The sequence below is a fragment of the Desulfatitalea tepidiphila genome (assembly GCF_001293685.1).
GTDB lineage: Bacteria > Desulfobacterota > Desulfobacteria > Desulfobacterales > Desulfosarcinaceae > Desulfatitalea > Desulfatitalea tepidiphila.
In genome coordinates this window covers 584,313-600,377 of sequence record NZ_BCAG01000001.1, presented here as the reverse complement: position 1 = coordinate 600,377, position 16,065 = coordinate 584,313, and the positions used below count along the sequence as shown (strand labels likewise).

Genomic DNA, 16,065 nt, shown 5'->3' with positions numbered 1-16,065 from the left:
GAGACATGAAAACCAAAATACAAGTACTCATCGTGGACGATTCGGCGGTGGTGCGCAACACCCTGACCGAGATCATCAACGCCGACCCGCGGCTGGCAGTGATGGCGACGGCCCAGGATCCGTTCATCGCCGCCGAACGCATGCGCAAACAAGCGCCGGATGTCATCACCCTGGATCTTGAAATGCCGCGCATGGACGGGCTCACTTTCCTGGAGAAGATCATGAGCCAGCATCCCGTGCCCGTGGTGGTCTGTTCGAGTCTGACCGAAAAAGGCTCCCTGTCGGCCCTCAAGACCATGGAGCTGGGGGCCGTCGAAGTCATCGCCAAGCCCCGTGTGGGCACCCGCAACTTCCTGGAAGAGTCCCGGGTGCGCATCTGTGACGCGATTTGCGCCTCGGCCGCCGCCCGGGTCAAACGCATTGCGCCCCCGCGCCGCATCGAACCCAAACTGACGGCCGATGCGGTGATCGCCAAGCCGGCCAGCCGCGCCATGGTGCGCACCACCGACAAGGTGATCGCAGTGGGCGCATCCACCGGCGGTACCGAGGCACTGCGCGTGTTTCTGGAAATGCTGCCGGCCGACGCCCCGGGCCTCGTGATCGTGCAGCACATGCCCGAGCACTTCACGCGCGCCTTTGCCGAACGCCTCAACACCACCTGCCAGGTGACGGTCAAAGAGGCGGAAAACGACGATACGGTGATGCGCGGCCGGGCCCTGATCGCCCCGGGCAACCGTCATGCCCTGCTCAAACGCAGCGGCGCGCGCTACTTCGTGGAGGTCAAAGAGGGGCCGCTGGTGAGCCGCCACCGGCCGTCGGTGGATGTGCTGTTCCGTTCCACGGCGCGCTATGCCGGCGCCAACGCCGTGGGCGTCCTGATGACCGGCATGGGCGACGACGGGGCCCAGGGCTTGCTGGAGATGAAAGAGGCCGGGGCCTATACCATCGCCCAGGACGAAGCCACCTGCGTGGTGTTTGGCATGCCCAAGGAGGCGATCAAGAAAGGCGCCGTGGACAAGGTCATGCCCCTCGAGGGCATCGCCAATCTGGTGTTGCGGCAATGTTTGTAGATACCGTCTATCCGTTATTCATCAGCAACCGTCCGTGGGTGGCACGACACAAGGAGGCAATCAGAAAATGAGTAAAAAAATCATGACTGTGGACGACTCGGCCAGCGTACGCCAGATGGTCTCGTTCACCCTCAAGGGGGCCGGTTACGAGGTCAGCGAAGCCCAGGACGGGCGCGATGCCTTGAACAAGCTCAACGGCGCCGGTGTGCAGATGGTGATCACGGACCTGAATATGCCCAACATGAACGGCCTTGAACTGATCAAGGCCCTGCGCGCCAAACCCGAGTGCAAATTCATGCCCATCGTCTTTCTGACCACCGAGTCACAGGCGGAAAAGAAGAACGAGGCCAAGGCCGCCGGCGCCACCGGATGGATCGTCAAACCCTTCAAACCCGACCAGCTGCTGGCCGTGGTGAAAAAGGTGCTCGGCTAATCAGGAGAGGCCCCATGACCGCCGACATCGCCGCCCGCACGTCGAGAGGCACCCTGTTGACCCCTCAACTGTTCGACGCCCTGAGCCGGTTCATCACGGCCGAACTGGGTATCAAGATGCCGCCCTCCAAGCGCACCATGCTCCAGTCCCGGCTGCAGAAACGGCTGCGCCGGCTGCGCCTGGACAGTTTCGAGGCCTACCATGACTATGTATTCAGCGACGAGGGGCGTGACCGGGAATTGCACCACCTGCTCGACGCGGTGACCACCAACAAAACCGACTTTTTCCGCGAGCCGCGCCATTTCCAGGTGCTGACGGAAACCACCTTGCCCGACCTGCTGAACCAGACCGGTGCCGGGCTGCGCCGGCCCCTGAAATTGTGGAGTGCGGGCTGTTCCACCGGCGCCGAAGCCTACACCCTGACCATGGTGCTCAGTGAATATGCCGGGCAAGTGCAGGGCTTCGCCTACCAGATTCTGGCCACCGACATCTCCACCCGGGTACTGGAAACGGGCCGCCAGGCCATCTACGAAGAGCGCGAAGTCGAACCAGTCCCCATGGCCCTGAAGAAAAAATACCTGCTGCGCAGCAAAGACCGCGGGCGGCCCCGCGTGCGCATCATCCCGGATTTGCGCGGCCGGGTGAAATTCCAGCGGCTCAACCTGATGGACGCCGACTACGGCCGCACCGCGGAGATGGACATCATCTTCTGCCGCAATGTGATCATTTACTTCGACCGCCCCACCCAGGAGGCCGTGCTCGCGCGGTTATGCCGATGCCTCAAGCCGGGCGGCTATCTCTTCATGGGACACTCGGAGACCCTCAACGGCTTCAACCTGCCGCTGCGGCAGATCGCCACGACGGTGTATCGAAAGCTGTAGCAAGACGATGCACGAGATCCGCGCTTATCAGGCGGCTTGAATCGCCGCCGTCACCTCTTCCAGCACGATCCCTTCGGACAGGCGCTCGAGTTCGGCCAGCTTCGCGCGAGCCCGGACGCCGCCGATGCGCCCCAGGGCCCAGGCCGCCATGGCGCGCACCCGTTCGTCCGGATTGCGGCGGCCCGCATCGGCCAGGTCGTCGATGTAGCGTTCGTCGTGGGTATTGCCCATGGCCCGCGCCGCATTCATCTGCCAGCGCCAGATTTGATCAGCGGGCATGTAAAACATGTGCGGCCAGATATGGGTTTTAAACCAGGTCTTGTCCATGCGCAGCAGCCGCTCCAGGCGCAAATAATCGGCCTTGGCCGCCACCCTGGGATTGGGGGGCAACTCCTCGGCCAGCCAGGCCGCATTGCGGGGGCAGACATTCTGGCAGCGGTCGCACCCGTAAACGTAAAGACCCATGGGTTCTCGCCATTCCAACGGCGTCAAACCCTCGCCGTAGTAACTCAAATAGGAGATGCACCGCAGCGGATCGATGGTCCCATCGCCTTTCAGGGCCCGGGTGGGGCAGGCGGCGATGCACGCGTTCCGGCACCAGTCGGGGCACCCCTTGCGGATGGAGGGCGTGTCCGGCTCGAACCGGCGATCCACCACCACGGTGATGGGCAGCACCCACGAACTCCGGCGGGCGGCTTTTCTTGAAAAAAGCAGACAGTTCTTGCCGAAGGTACCCATGCCCGCCCGGGCCGCGGCCATGCGGTGGGGCAGGTTGAAGGGCACTTTGGATTGGATGCCGTGGTCCCGCAGATAACCCCGAAAAGCCTTGATCCGCAGGGCCAGACCGTCTTTGGTGACCCGGTCGTCGTCCAGATAACAGCGCCCGAAATGGGCCTCCAGAAAGGTCGGATTGGCCATCTTGTAGTAGGCCTCCATCAATACGATGATCGTCTCGGCCCCGGGCAGGGTGCTCTTGGGATCAGTTCCCTGGAGCAACCCTAAGCCGCTTGTCTCGACCCATCCGTACTCTTTCTGGTGCTGCTCCAGAAAGGTCCGATGGGCGTCGAACGGCTCGGCCGAAGTGAACCCGACGTCATCGAAACCCTGTTCCATGGCCCTGGCGATCACATCCGCTTTGGTAATCATGTCCGCTCCTGTTGCGCGTTGTATTGAATGGTTCAGAATACATGATGCGGATCGCAGATAGCAAGGGGGGTTCGAATACTTGAAAATCTACGAGGCTCATGTATGATCCTCCTGCCTTGAACCCCCGTCTGCAACGCCGAGAGGAAAGTGACCGCCTGATATGCCGTCCGACAGCGATGTCATCTCCCACCAGGGGCTGCGCTGGCTTCTAACGCGGGCCAGACCCGCCATGCCCTGGATCACCGTCTCCATCGGATTGGGGGCGGCCGCCGGCATGGTGTTGATCATCCAGGCCGGGTGCCTGGCGCGCATCGTTCACGCCGTGGCCATCGACGGCAGGCCGAGGGAAGCGTTGCTGTTCGATTTCTCCGTGCTGATAGCGGCCGCCATCGTCAAGGCCGCGCTGGTCTGGGGCCGGGAAAAAGCCGGTTTTCGGGCCGGGGCCCAGGTGCGCGGCCAGGTGCGCATGGCGCTGGTCGATCACATCACCCGCCTCGGTCCTGTGCATGCCGCCGGTCACGCCGGCGGCGCGCTGACCAGTGCGGTCATGGAGCAGATCGAGGGGCTGCACGGCTTTTTCGCCCACTACTTGCCCCAGCTGGCCCTGGCCGTGGCCGTACCGGTGGCCATCCTGGCATTTGTCTTTCCCGTCAGCTGGGCGGCCGGCGGCCTGTTGCTGGTCACCGCGCCGCTGATTCCGTTTTTCATGGTGCTCATCGGCATGGGCGCCAGAAGCATCAGCCAGCGTTACTTCACCGCCCTGGCCCGCCTCAGCGCCCATTTTCTGGATGCCCTGCAGGGATTGCCGACCCTCAAACTCTTCGACCGGGCCCATGCCGAGGCCGACCGGGTGGCCGAAACGGCCGGCACCTATCGGGTGCAGACCATGCGCGTGCTGCGCGTGGCATTTTTGTCGTCGGCCGTGCTCGAGTTCTTCAGTTCCATCGCCATCGCCCTGGTGGCTGTCTATCTCGGCATGAGCTTCCTGGGGTATTACGATTTCGGTGCCTGGGACCGCCCCCTGACGCTATACGGGGGGCTCTTCATCCTGCTGCTGGCCCCGGAGTTCTACCACCCCCTGCGGGAGTTGGGCGTCCACTACCACACCCGCGCCCAAGCCGCCGGCGCCGCCGAAGAGATCCTAAAAATCCTCGACACCCCCCTGCCCGAAGCGGCGACCTCACGATGCGCCATCCCCGGCGACCGCATCGACCTGCGCATCGAAAACCTCTGCATGCGCTACCCCAATGCGGCTCGTGAGGTCCTTTTCGACATCAGTCTCGACATTCCGGCCGGCCAGCGCATCGCGCTGGTGGGTGAAAGCGGTGCCGGAAAAACGTCGCTGCTCAACGCCATGTTGGGATTCGTGCATCCCGGGCAAGGCCGAATATCGGCCAACGGGGTACCGTTGTTTGATCTGGCCCCGGAACGGCGGCAGGACGCCTTTTCATGGGTCGGTCAGCATCCGGTCCTGTTTTTCGGCACCATCCGGGAGAACATCCTCATGGGCCGCAAGGGAGCCGATGACGCTGATGTCCAGGCCGCCGCACGGGCGACCGGTGTGCTGGAATTTGCCGATCGCCTGCCGGAGGGCCTCGAAACGCGGGTCGGCGAAGGTGGCTACGGTCTTTCCCGCGGCCAGGCCCAACGCGTGGCCCTGGCCCGGGCCTGGTTGAAAGCGGCGCCGATCCTGGTGCTCGACGAACCCACCGCCGGTCTGGACCCGACCAGCGCCGGGATGATCATGGCCGCCCTGGAACGTCTGCCCCGTGGCCGCACCGTGCTGATGGCGACCCATCGGCTGGCCGCGTTGGCCGGAATGGATCGCATCGCGGTCATGGCCGACGGCCGGATCGTGGCGTGCGACACCTACGCAGCGCTGATGGCCGAACGGGGCGTCTTCTACCGCCTGGTCAACCGAATACAAGGAGGCACCGATGATCTTGCCCCGTGAATGGCGGCCTCTGATGCGCGGTTTACAATGCCACAAAGGTCCCATGGCCCTGGGCAGCCTGCTGGGGTGGCTGGCGGTGCTGGCCGCGGTCGGCCTGCTGGCCCTGGCCGGGTGGTTCCTGACGGCCGCCGCGGTGGCCGGCCTGACCGCTGCCGGCGCCGCGCAGTTCAACTTCTTTTTGCCCAGCGTTGGCGTGCGGCTCTTCGCCTTCGTACGAACTCTGGCGCGTTATGGGGAGCGGATCTTCAGCCACGACGCCACCTTCCGCATTCTGGAAAGCCTCAGAGACTGGTTTTTCAGGCGCATCGAACCCCTGGTGCCGGCTGTTCTCTTCCGCTACCCCAGCGGCGACATCCTCGGTCGCGCGGTGGAGGACATCGATACCCTGGACAATCTCTACCTGCGCGTCCTCTCGCCGACCGCCGTCGCGGCCACGGCGACCGCGCTGCTCGGCCTGTTCCTCTGGCGACTGGACCCCGGCGTGGCCTTGGCCGCGGCGGCCGTTTGGGTCCTGAACGCCCTTCTGCCCGTTGGCAGCGCACGCCTGGGACGAAAGGCGGGCGAGGCCCTCTCCCGCGCCAGCGTCGTGCTGCGAACCCGCACCGTGGCCTATCTCCAGGGCCTGGCGGAAATATGGATCTACGGCGCCGACGGCCATCACCTCGAAGCGATCCGGCAAGACGACCGGGCTTTACAGGCGGTCCAGGGCCGCATGAACGCCCTGAACGGGGCATGCACGGCGATGCTCGTCCTGTTTTCCGGTCTCGGCGCGGCCCTGGTGCTCTATGTCGGAGCGGGCCGCTGCGCCGACGGGAGGCTCGATGGGGCTCGATTGGCCCTGGCCATGCTGGCCTTTCTGGCGTCATTCGATGCCTTCTGGCCGTTGCCCAACGCCTTTCTCCACCTGTCGCGCACCCGGGAGGCGGCCAGGCGCCTGGTCGACATCACCGATGCCGCTGCACCGGTCGATTTTCCACCCGTGAGCGAATCACCGCCGGACGGATTCGACCTGGCCTTTGATCGTGTCCACTTCGCCTATGCCGCGGGGGCGCCACCGGTCCTCGACCGGTTCGACCTGCGTGTGGCGTCCGGCCGACGGGTGGCGGTTCTCGGTGCCTCTGGCGCGGGCAAAAGCACCCTGGCCCACCTGTTGGCCCGGTTCCAGGACCCTGACGAGGGCCGCATCCTGATCGGCGGCCGCGAGCTGCGGACCTTCAGCGAAACGGATTTGCGGCGCTGGGTGTGCATCATCTCCCAGCAGGCCCATATCTTCAATGCCACCCTGGCCGACAATCTACGGCTGTCCAATCCCGAAGCCTCTCAGGCGCAATTGCGTGATGCCCTGGCCGCGGCCGGCCTGATGCAACTCCTGGCCGAGTTGCCCGACGGCCTGGAGACATGGCTGGGCGAGACCGGCCGCCGCCTGTCCGGCGGACAGGCCAGACGCCTGGCCGTGGCACGGGCCTTCCTGAGCGATGCGCCGATATGGGTTCTGGACGAACCCACCGAAGGCCTCGATCCCCGCACGGCCCGGATACTGACGACCTCCATCCTGAAGCGAAGCAACGGCAAGACCCTCCTGTGGATCACCCACCGCCCGTCCGAAGCGGCCCTGTTGGATCGCGTGGTGTTTCTCGATGGCGGCCGGGTGACGGCCGAGGGCGAGCACCAGACCCTTTATACTCAGCATCAACGCTATCGGGACTTGATATCCGGGGGCGTTTTATCGTAGCATGCTTTTTCGGAATGATGATCGGACGGTTCGATGCCGCTCCGTGCCCTGCAGGCGAAAGACCCCCCAATCAAGCCTATAAAAGAAAAAGGATCAGTTATGGATGCACTATTGCTGTCTAGATTTCAGTTCGCGGCCACGACCATGTTCCACTTTCTCTTCGTGCCCCTGACCCTGGGGCTGTCGATCATCGTGGCCTACATGGAAACCAAGTACATCCGCACCGGAGACAAGACCTACCTGGACATGACCAAGTTCTGGGCCAAGCTGTTTCTCATCAACTTTGCCGTGGGTGTGGTCACGGGCATCACGCTGGAATTCCAGTTCGGCACCAACTGGTCGCGCTACAGCGCTTATGTAGGCGATATCTTCGGCTCCCTGCTGGCCATAGAGGCGACCGCATCCTTTTTTCTCGAATCGACCCTCATCGGCGTATGGATCTTCGGCTGGAACAAACTCTCCAAAAAGGCCCATGCCGCGGTGATGTGGCTGGTGGCGCTGGGTTCCCACCTGTCCGCCGTATGGATCCTGGTGGCCAATGCCTGGATGCAGAGCCCGGTCGGCTACACCATTCGCGAAGGCCGAGCGGAGCTCACCGATTTCGCGGCGGTGGTGACCCAGAAGTTTGCCGTCGTCAAAATCATCCATACCATCAGCTCGGCCATGGTGCTGGGCGCCTTTTTCATCATGGGGATCAGCGCTTACCACCTGCTCAAGAAGAATAACGTGGACTTCTTCAACCGCTCGTTCAAGACCGGCTTGGGCTTTGCCGTCGTCTTCTCCCTGGTGGTTTTCATCATGGGAGATCTCAACGGCGTGGTGGTGGGGGAAAAGCAGCCCGCCAAGCTGGCGGCCATGGAATCGCTGTGGGAAACCCAGAAGGCGGCACCGGTTTACCTGTTTGCCTGGCCCGATGAAGAAAACGGACGCAACACCATCGAAATCGGCCCCATCCCCGGCGCGCTGAGCCTGCTGGTCAAACACGATTTCAACGCAGAAATCAAAGGACTCAACGATTTTCCCAAGGAAGAACACCCGCCGGTGCTGATCACATCCTTCGCCTTCAAGGGCATGGTGGGTCTGGGCACGGTTTTCATCCTGCTCTCCATCGCCGGCCTGTTTCTCAAAGACAAACTGGTGAACACCCCCCTCTACCTCAAGATCATGGTCGCGGCGATCCCGCTACCCTACCTGGCCATTCAACTGGGATGGCTGGTCACCGAAATCGGGCGGCAGCCCTGGATCGTGTACGGGCTGATGAAAACGGCGGAGGCCGATTCGCCCATCGCCGCCTCCCAGGTGGGCATCAGCCTGGCCGCCTTTATCATCGTGTATGGCCTGCTGGGCCTGGCCGGCTTTTACCTGATCGCCCGCAAGGCCATCCAGGGGCCTGATATGGACGGCGACGATAATGGGCACGGAGCGATCGGACAGCCGCTGAAGACGGCCTGATTCCAGCGGACGGACTTCGATCGCGCCTACAGTTAAAAAATCCGCTGAAAAATCCATTGATTGAAGCATAACGAACCAGGAGATAAAGATGGCACTACAGAACATATGGTTTTTGCTTTGGGGGTTGCTCTGGGCGATCTACTTCATTACGGACGGATTCGACCTGGGGATCGGATCGCTCTATCCCTTCCTGGGCAAGAGCGACGCGGACAAGCGCACCATGATCAACGCCATGGGGCCGGTTTGGGATGGGAATCAGGTGTGGCTGCTGACCGCCGGCGGCGTCACCTTCGCCGCATTTCCGCTGGTCTACGCAGTCATGTTTTCGTCGCTTTACACCGCCTTGATGCTTATTCTCTTCGCCTTGATCATCCGGGGTGTGTCGTTCGAATTCCGGCACAAGATCGACGACCCCAAATGGACGAAGATATGGGACACCTGCATTTTTGTCGGCAGCGTGCTGCCCGCCATTCTTTTCGGGGTAGCCTTTGCCAACATCTTCCGGGGCATACCGTTCGATCAGGAAGGGGTCTACCAGGGCACCCTGCTGACCCTTCTCAACCCCTATGGCCTGCTGGGCGGCCTGCTCTTTTTACTGCTCTTCCTGCAGCACGGATCCCTTTGGCTCTCCGTTCGCAGTCAGGGCCCCATTCACGACCGGGCCGTTAAAACGGCCAACGGCATCTGGCCGGTCCTGCTGGTGGTCGCTGTGGTCTTTCTGATCGCCACCAAATTCGCCACCGGGCTCTATGACAACTACCTGGCCCATCCCGTGCTCTTCGTCATCGTCCTTCTGGCCGTGGCCGGTCTCTTCGGGGCCAAGGTCTTCCTGTCCAGAAAAGAGATCTTCAAGGCCTGGGTCGCATCGGCCGTGACCATCATCGGCTGCACCTTTTTCGGCGTGGTCGGGCTCTTCCCCAACCTGTTCCCGTCGAGCATCGATCCGGCCTACAGTCTGACCGCCCACAACGCCTCGTCCAGCCCGCTGACCCTGAAAATCATGCTCTTCGTGGCATTGTTTTTCGTGCCCCTGGTACTGGCGTATCAGATCTGGTCCTATCAGCTGTTCAAAGACAAGATCCGCACCGAAGACATGATGTACTAGCATACGCTCACAGGGCGGGCGCCCGGCCCGCCTTGTGAGTGTCGTTTGCCGTTTAGATCAAACTCTTGAACTCATCCTCATAGATCACCTCTTTTTCCAAAAGACGCTCGGCGATCCGTATCAGCGCCTCCTTGTGATCGGTGAGCATATCCCGCACATGCTGCTCCCGTTGATCGAGAAGCGCCTTGATCTCCTCGTCCAGTCTGGCCGCCGTGGCCTCGCTGTACTCGCGGGCGCCGCCAAAAGGTTGGTCGGTCTGCAGGAAAACCGGTGTGCGCTGCCGGGGATAGGTCGACAACCCCAGGGTTTCGCCCATGCCATATTCGGCTACCATGGCGCGGGCGATATCCGTGGCGCGCATCAAATCGTTGCCCGCCCCGGTGGTGGCGCTGTTGAACATGATCTTTTCGGCCACGCGCCCGCCGAGCAACACATCGATCTTGGACAGCAGCTCCTCGTAGCTCATCAGGTAGCGGTCCTCGGTGGGCCGCTGCTGGGTGTACCCCAGCGCGGCCAATCCCCGCGGTATGATGGAAATTTTGTGCACTGGGTCGGTGCCCGGGGTGAGCACGGCGGTCAGGGCATGCCCCACCTCGTGATAGGCCACGATCTTTTTCTCCTTGGGATTGATCACCCGGTTTTTCTTCTCCAGGCCGCCGATGATGCGGTCCACGGCCTCGTCCAACTCCTCGATCCCCACGGTCTGCTTCTTCTTGCGCACCGCCAGCAAGGCCGCCTCGTTAAGGGCATTAGCGAGATCTGCCCCTGAAAAACCTGGGGTCTTCTGCGCGATCACCGACAGATCCACATCCTCGGCCAGCTTGATCCGCTTGGCGTGGATCTTCAAAATGGCCAGGCGGCCGTTGATGTCCGGTCGGTCGATGAGCACCTGGCGGTCGAAGCGGCCGGATCGGAGCAGGGCCGGGTCGAGCACCTCGGGCCGGTTGGTGGCCGACATGATGATGATGCCGTTGCTGGGGTCGAAGCCGTCCATCTCCACCAGGAGCTGATTGAGCGTCTGCTCGCGCTCGTCGTGGCCGCCCATCATGCCGGCGCCGCGCGCCTTGCCGAGGGCGTCCAGTTCGTCGATGAAGATGATGCACGGCGCCTTCTCGCGCGCCTGTACGAACAGATCCCGCACCCTCGCGGCGCCCATGCCTACGAACATCTCCACAAATTCCGAACCGCTGATGGAAAAGAAGGGGACCCCCGCCTCACCGGCCACGGCCCGGGCGATCAGGGTTTTACCGGTACCCGGCGGTCCCACCAGCAGAACCCCCCGGGGCATCTGGCCGCCGATGGCCACATAGTCCTGGGGCTGTTTCAGAAAGCTGACGATCTCCTGCAGCTCTTCCTTGGCCTCGTCGGCACCGGCCACATCATCGAAACGCGTCTCGATGTCCTTTTCGCCGATGATCTTGGCCTTGTTCTTGCCGAACTGCATCATGCCCACCTGGCCGGCCTGCATGCGCTGCATCAGGAAGTACCAGACCCCGAAAAAGAGCAGCACCGGCAGAACCCACGACAGGATCGTTTTAAAAAGCGTGTTTTCCACCTCTCCTGAAAACTTCACGTTGTGCTCGGTCAACGCATCGGAAAGATCCGTATCCACACGCACGGTGGTAAAAAGGATTTCGCCCCCCTCCTCGTCTTTCATCTTCCCATGGATGCGGTCCTTGGCGATGGCGATTTCGATCACCTTGTCTTCCATCACCGCTTGCATGAACTCGCTGTACGGAATCACCTTGGGCCGAAACTGGGAAAAAATCAGGTTCTGCAGCAGCAAAATGCCCCACACCGCCATCAGGATGTACCAGATGTTGAACTTGGTCTTGTTTTCCATACGCTCCCCTCTTAAATAGTGCCTATCCACAAATGACCAATTTGCCCGAAATCTGCATTGCGCGAAAAATTTAATCCTCGGAATACGAACTATGTGTCTATCGAAAAGACGCTTTTTCTCATCATACCCCTGTACTTCGTCAAGCGGTGGGACCGGCGGATGGTCATAGCGTCATCCAGGCGCCGAGCGAGGACTGAGACCTTCAAGGCCGGTTCAGCGGCTTGTCGCGATTCAGTCCATTTTTAGAAATCGTTTTCAATAATCAAGCCGGAAAAAATAACATAACACATAATGCGGCCCCCGCACCCTCCATTCGAATCTACAACAACCGCAACCCTTCCCTGAACAGCAGGATGCCCAGGATGATCAGCAGCCCGCCGAGCAATCGCATGATGCCGAGGTACCACCGGCCCGTCAGGAAGGCGCCCGATTTGCCCAAGGCGACGGCCAAGGCCACCTTGGAACCCACCAGCAGGAGATAAAAACCGACGATGAAGGCCAGGGGCGCGATCGGGCCTTTGGCCATGGCGCGTGTGATGGTCGGGGCGCCGACGCCCAGCCAGAACAGATAGGGGTGGGGGCTGAGAAAATTGACCACGATGCCCTTGAACAGCGAAAGCGGTCGGGCGTCATGCAGATCGACGGATGCCGGATGCACACGCAGATGGCTGACGCCCAGGTAGCAGACGAACAGCCCCCCTGCGAGGGAGACGATGCCCAGCAGGGGTCGAAATTCGCTCAGCCTGGCCAGGATGAAGACGGTCACCAGGATGATCGGTGCATCGGTGACCAGCGGGGCCAGGGCCACCCGCAGACCGGCCCGCGTGCCGTGGGCCAGGGTTTCGGTCATGACGAGCGCCAGCAGGGGGCCCGGCGACAGACCGGCGGACAGTCCCAGCAACATCCCCATGGTCAGCTCGTTCAACATGCGTGTGTCCCGCCCTCGTCGATGGAATCGGCTATATGGCCGGGTCGGGCAAAAGGGTGATGGCGCCGCACACCGGGGCCTGCCAGTCAAGCCGCTGGTTTCTTGCCAGGTGGGCGTCGAGCCGCTCGGCGATGGCCGGCGGCAAGGGTGAGGATTTGCGTTGCCGCAGATCGGCATGGGTGCCCAGGGACTCCAGGCTGGCGGCCGCCTGACAGGTGGTCTCATTGATGATGAAGTGCATGAAGTGGAAGCGCTTGGCCGATCTTCCCAGAAGCCGGGTGTGCACGGCCACGGTCTGGCCGGCGTGCACCTCGCTCCAGTAGTTGATGAACTGCCGCAGGGCGAATCCGCCGGCCTGGTGGGCCTTGAAGTAGGCGGCGGTCAGCCCCACGTCATCGAAAAGCCCCCAGGTAGCCTCGTCGAACAGGGCCATGTACCAGCGCACATTCATGTGGCCCATGGCGTCCATGTAATCGTCGGGAATGGTCTGGCGATGGTACAGGGGCAGCGCGTGAAGCTGGTCGATGGTCACACGGCAACCGTTCGGCCTGTCCTGAACACCGCACGCCGCCGCCCCGTCGGTTTCAGAGCGGCTAGAACATGGGGTTGACGACGTATCCTTCCCCGCCGGTGTTGTCGATGTCGACGACTCCGGTTGATTCGGTATCCTGGTTTTTGTTGACATAACTCACCTTGATTTTAATGGCGTCCGATCCGACGGCCGCGCCGGCGCCATTGGTGGCATTGAGTGTGATGAGGTGAATCCCCGTGCTCAATTTGTTCGTGGTCACGCTCCTTCCCGTACCGATGCGTCCATCCAGGTTCGAAATCCAGATCAGCTCCAGTCCGCTCACATCGGCGCCGGCAGAATCTTTGACACTGCATGTCAGATAGATATTATCTCCGACCGCATGATTGCTATCATACACCGGACTGGTGATTCGAACCACCGCGTTTCTATCGGCCAGGGCGCTGCCCGCCGACAAAACCATTAGCCCGATGACCGCCGCGATGCACCACGATTTGATTTTTCCATTGAAATTACAATGCATTTTATCAACTCCTTTTCATGTGGAACAAAAAATGGGTTAAATAACATAGAGCGCCCAAGGCGCAAACATAGCGTTCTCAAGATGGACAAAAACGTGACCATCCAAATATTATCGTCCGATCGTGGAAAAACTTGACAAAAATCGGACACAGTGCTCTTATCCCTTTCAATTCGAGGTAAACAATGGCATTCGGGAAAAAAGCAAACGGTCGGATCGGGGGAAATTGGTGGCGCTTTGCGCTGTGGCGCACTTTGCCCACCGGTTGACCGGTGTCGATCCCGACAACTCAGATTTCCGGACCGTGGGCACGAACCGCCCACGGTCTTTTTTTTTGAAGTGGGAGGATGCCATGGGTCCGGCAAGGTGAAGGAGGAAGATTCATGCTGATCGTAATGGATAGGAAAGCCACTGCCGAAGAGGTCCAGCGGGTCGTCGACATCATCGAGTCCAAAGGCTACACGGCCCGGCCGATTCCCGGCGGCGACCGGGTCTCCATCGGCATCCTGAACAACGAGGGCCCGGTGGATCCGGCGCTCTTCATCGGTCTGCCCGGCGTCAAGGACGCCATCCCCGTCACGCGCCCCTACAAGCTGGTCAGTCGGGAAATCAAACCCAGCGACACGCTGATCGAGGTCGGCAAAGTCACCATCGGTAACGGCCATCTGACCCTCATCGGCGGACCGTGCGCCATCGAGAGCGAAGCGCAAGCCATGACCATCGCCGAACGGGTCAAAGAGGCCGGCGGCCACATTTTTCGGGGCGGCGCCTACAAGCCGCGCACCTCGCCCTACACCTTCCAGGGCATGGGACTGGCGGGCCTCAAGATTCTCGCCAAGGTGCGCGACACCTTCGACATGCCGGTGGTGACCGAAGTGATGGACACCGAGACCTTCGATCAGGTCGAAGCGTACGCCGACATCGTGCAGATCGGAACGCGCAACATGCAGAACTTCAGCCTGCTCAAGCGCGCCGGCAAATGCCGGCGGCCGATCATGCTCAAACGCGGCATGTCGGCCACCCTGGATGAATGGCTCATGGCCGCCGAATATATCATGGCCGGCGGCAACCCCAATGTCATCCTCTGCGAACGCGGGGTGCGGACTTTCGTGCGCCACAGCCGAAACACTCTGGATCTTTCGGTGGTGCCCGTGGTTCGGAAAGAGAGCCACCTGCCGATCATCATCGATCCGAGCCACGCGGCCGGCAAACGCGACCAGGTGATCCCGCTGAGCCGCGCCTCCGTAGCCGTCGGCGCCCATGGATTGATGGTGGAAGTCCACCACGAGCCCCAAAACGCCCTGAGTGACGGCGCACAATCGCTCTACCCCGAGCAGTTCACCCGGCTGTGCCGGGATGTCCGGAGGGTCCACGACATATTGAAGGACGATTGATCCATGCACGAAATCCTGATCCAAGGGCAAAGCGGACGCTCACGGGTGCTGGTCGGCGAAACGTTTGACAACCTGGCAAACTACCTGCCCGATGGCCGCACCATCATCATTACCGACGAAACGGTCGGCGCCCTCTACGGCAAGCGTTTCCCCCGAGGCGACGTCATCACCATCGGCTGCGGGGAGCAGCACAAGACCCTGGACACCCTCGCTATGATCTATGAACGGCTCATCGATGCGGAAGCCGACCGCAGCAGCTTCATCGTGGGCATCGGCGGCGGCATCGTGGGGGACGTGACCGGTTTCGCCGCCTCGACCTACATGCGCGGACTGCGCTTCGGCTTCGTGCCCACCAGCCTGCTGGCCCAGGTGGACGCCACCGTGGGCGGCAAAAACGGCGTCAACTTCAAGGGCTACAAAAACATGGTGGGCGTCTTCAACCAACCCGAATTCGTCCTGGCCGACATCGCCCTGCTCGACACCCTGCCGCCCGAAGAGATCGCCTGCGGCCTGGCCGAAATCGTCAAGCACGGCTGCATCGCCGACGCCGCCTATTTCGATTTCATCGAGTCCCACTGCGACGCCATCGCCCGCATGGACCACCCCACCCTGTTGCACCTGGTGGACGGCTCGGTACGCATCAAGGCCGCCGTGGTCAACCAGGACGAGCGCGAGGCGGGCGAGCGCCGCAAACTCAACTTCGGCCACACCCTCGGCCACGCTTTTGAAAAGACCCTGGGCATCTCCCATGGCGCGGCGGTCAGCGCCGGCATGGTCCAGGCGGCCGAACTTTCCGTTCAAAAAGGATTGCTGGCCCCGACCCACCTGGAACGCATCAAGACCCTGCTCGGGCGATTGGACCTGCCAGTGGCCCTGGATTTCGACCGCCGGGCCGTATTCGAAGCCTTGAAGAAAGACAAAAAGCGCGAACAGACCCGGCTGCACTTCGTGCTGCTCGAAACCATCGGAAAGGCGGTGGTGGAGACGGTGGGGCTGGATGAATTGGAAAAATGGCTGCGCTGATCCTTCGTTGACACCCTTCCGAGCCGACGCGTATAGTTAATATATTCATATGAAC

General features: G+C 61.7%; 14 protein-coding genes. 9 read left to right on the top strand and 5 right to left on the bottom strand.

Features of this window, described 5'->3' with window-relative positions; genetic code table 11:
- Positions 1-5 precede the first annotated feature (5 nt).
- From DFT_RS02640 to DFT_RS02630, 3 genes are all read left to right on the top strand, one after another.
- Positions 6-1,070, top strand: a complete 1,065-nt coding sequence (locus DFT_RS02640; RefSeq protein WP_054029676.1) for a protein-glutamate methylesterase/protein-glutamine glutaminase — start codon at positions 6-8, stop codon at positions 1,068-1,070.
- A gap of 67 nt (positions 1,071-1,137) precedes the next feature.
- Positions 1,138-1,503 (top strand): response regulator, encoded by a 366-nt coding sequence (locus tag DFT_RS02635; RefSeq protein ID WP_054029675.1) that lies wholly within the window; start codon positions 1,138-1,140, stop codon positions 1,501-1,503.
- 14 nt (positions 1,504-1,517) lie between these two features.
- Entirely contained in the window at positions 1,518-2,384 is an 867-nt protein-coding gene (locus tag DFT_RS02630) for a CheR family methyltransferase (RefSeq protein ID WP_054029674.1), read from the top strand.
- A gap of 27 nt (positions 2,385-2,411) precedes the next feature.
- Here DFT_RS02630 and DFT_RS02625 read toward each other — a convergent pair whose 3' ends face one another.
- A complete protein-coding gene (locus DFT_RS02625; RefSeq protein WP_054029673.1) occupies positions 2,412-3,530 on the bottom strand; it encodes an epoxyqueuosine reductase in 1,119 nt (372 codons plus the stop codon).
- A 160-nt stretch (positions 3,531-3,690) separates the two neighbouring features.
- Between DFT_RS02625 and cydD the strand changes: the two genes are divergently transcribed.
- From cydD to cydB, 4 genes are all read left to right on the top strand, one after another.
- Complete coding sequence (cydD, locus tag DFT_RS02620) at positions 3,691-5,484, top strand: thiol reductant ABC exporter subunit CydD (protein ID WP_054029672.1); 1,794 nt, start codon at positions 3,691-3,693, stop codon at positions 5,482-5,484.
- Positions 5,468-7,216: a thiol reductant ABC exporter subunit CydC gene (gene cydC / locus DFT_RS02615; RefSeq protein WP_054029671.1), complete on the top strand. Its 1,749-nt coding sequence runs from the start codon at positions 5,468-5,470 to the stop codon at positions 7,214-7,216. The genes cydD and cydC overlap by 17 nt, the downstream gene beginning before the upstream one ends.
- A 99-nt stretch (positions 7,217-7,315) precedes the next feature.
- Positions 7,316-8,668, top strand: a complete 1,353-nt coding sequence (locus tag DFT_RS02610) for a cytochrome ubiquinol oxidase subunit I (RefSeq protein ID WP_054029670.1) — start codon at positions 7,316-7,318, stop codon at positions 8,666-8,668.
- A gap of 88 nt (positions 8,669-8,756) precedes the next feature.
- Entirely contained in the window at positions 8,757-9,773 is a 1,017-nt protein-coding gene (gene cydB, locus DFT_RS02605) for a cytochrome d ubiquinol oxidase subunit II (RefSeq protein ID WP_054029669.1), read from the top strand.
- A 52-nt stretch (positions 9,774-9,825) separates the two neighbouring features.
- Here the strand turns inward: cydB and ftsH are convergent, their stop codons facing one another.
- The 4 genes from ftsH to DFT_RS02585 all read right to left on the bottom strand — a co-directional run bounded on the left by ftsH (position 9,826) and on the right by DFT_RS02585 (position 13,596).
- On the bottom strand, positions 9,826-11,616 hold the full coding sequence (gene ftsH, locus DFT_RS02600) for an ATP-dependent zinc metalloprotease FtsH (RefSeq protein ID WP_054029668.1): 1,791 nt from the start codon (positions 11,614-11,616) through the stop codon (positions 9,826-9,828).
- Positions 11,617-11,935: 319 nt separating this feature from the next.
- Positions 11,936-12,544 carry a LysE family translocator gene (locus DFT_RS02595; protein WP_054029667.1) on the bottom strand — a complete coding sequence of 203 codons (609 nt, stop codon included), beginning with the start codon at positions 12,542-12,544 and terminating at the stop codon, positions 11,936-11,938.
- 31 nt (positions 12,545-12,575) lie between these two features.
- Positions 12,576-13,076 (bottom strand): acyl-CoA thioesterase, encoded by a 501-nt coding sequence (locus DFT_RS02590; RefSeq protein WP_054029666.1) that lies wholly within the window; start codon positions 13,074-13,076, stop codon positions 12,576-12,578.
- 61 nt (positions 13,077-13,137) lie between these two features.
- Entirely contained in the window at positions 13,138-13,596 is a 459-nt protein-coding gene (locus tag DFT_RS02585) for a hypothetical protein (RefSeq protein ID WP_054029665.1), read from the bottom strand.
- Positions 13,597-13,976: 380 nt separating this feature from the next.
- Here DFT_RS02585 and aroF point away from each other — a divergent pair, with 380 nt between their 5' ends.
- Complete coding sequence (gene aroF, locus DFT_RS02575) at positions 13,977-14,987, top strand: 3-deoxy-7-phosphoheptulonate synthase (RefSeq protein ID WP_054029663.1); 1,011 nt, start codon at positions 13,977-13,979, stop codon at positions 14,985-14,987.
- A 3-nt stretch (positions 14,988-14,990) separates the two neighbouring features.
- Positions 14,991-16,010: a 3-dehydroquinate synthase gene (aroB, locus tag DFT_RS02570; RefSeq protein WP_054029662.1), complete on the top strand. Its 1,020-nt coding sequence runs from the start codon at positions 14,991-14,993 to the stop codon at positions 16,008-16,010.
- The last annotated feature ends 55 nt before the right edge of the window (positions 16,011-16,065 follow it).

What these genes read in the sequence shown, in the direction of transcription:
- DFT_RS02640 (WP_054029676.1), top strand. Translation starts at nt 6, where the DNA reads ATGAAAACCAAAATACAAGTACTCATCGTGGACGATTCGGCGGTGGTG.
- DFT_RS02635 (WP_054029675.1), top strand. Translation starts at nt 1,138, where the DNA reads ATGAGTAAAAAAATCATGACTGTGGACGACTCGGCCAGCGTACGCCAG.
- DFT_RS02630 (WP_054029674.1), top strand. Translation starts at nt 1,518, where the DNA reads ATGACCGCCGACATCGCCGCCCGCACGTCGAGAGGCACCCTGTTGACC.
- DFT_RS02625 (WP_054029673.1), bottom strand. Translation starts at nt 3,530, where the DNA reads ATGATTACCAAAGCGGATGTGATCGCCAGGGCCATGGAACAGGGTTTC.
- cydD (WP_054029672.1), top strand. Translation starts at nt 3,691, where the DNA reads ATGCCGTCCGACAGCGATGTCATCTCCCACCAGGGGCTGCGCTGGCTT.
- cydC (WP_054029671.1), top strand. Translation starts at nt 5,468, where the DNA reads ATGATCTTGCCCCGTGAATGGCGGCCTCTGATGCGCGGTTTACAATGC.
- DFT_RS02610 (WP_054029670.1), top strand. Translation starts at nt 7,316, where the DNA reads ATGGATGCACTATTGCTGTCTAGATTTCAGTTCGCGGCCACGACCATG.
- cydB (WP_054029669.1), top strand. Translation starts at nt 8,757, where the DNA reads ATGGCACTACAGAACATATGGTTTTTGCTTTGGGGGTTGCTCTGGGCG.
- ftsH (WP_054029668.1), bottom strand. Translation starts at nt 11,616, where the DNA reads ATGGAAAACAAGACCAAGTTCAACATCTGGTACATCCTGATGGCGGTG.
- DFT_RS02595 (WP_054029667.1), bottom strand. Translation starts at nt 12,544, where the DNA reads ATGTTGAACGAGCTGACCATGGGGATGTTGCTGGGACTGTCCGCCGGT.
- DFT_RS02585 (WP_054029665.1), bottom strand. Translation starts at nt 13,596, where the DNA reads ATGCATTGTAATTTCAATGGAAAAATCAAATCGTGGTGCATCGCGGCG.
- aroF (WP_054029663.1), top strand. Translation starts at nt 13,977, where the DNA reads ATGCTGATCGTAATGGATAGGAAAGCCACTGCCGAAGAGGTCCAGCGG.
- aroB (WP_054029662.1), top strand. Translation starts at nt 14,991, where the DNA reads ATGCACGAAATCCTGATCCAAGGGCAAAGCGGACGCTCACGGGTGCTG.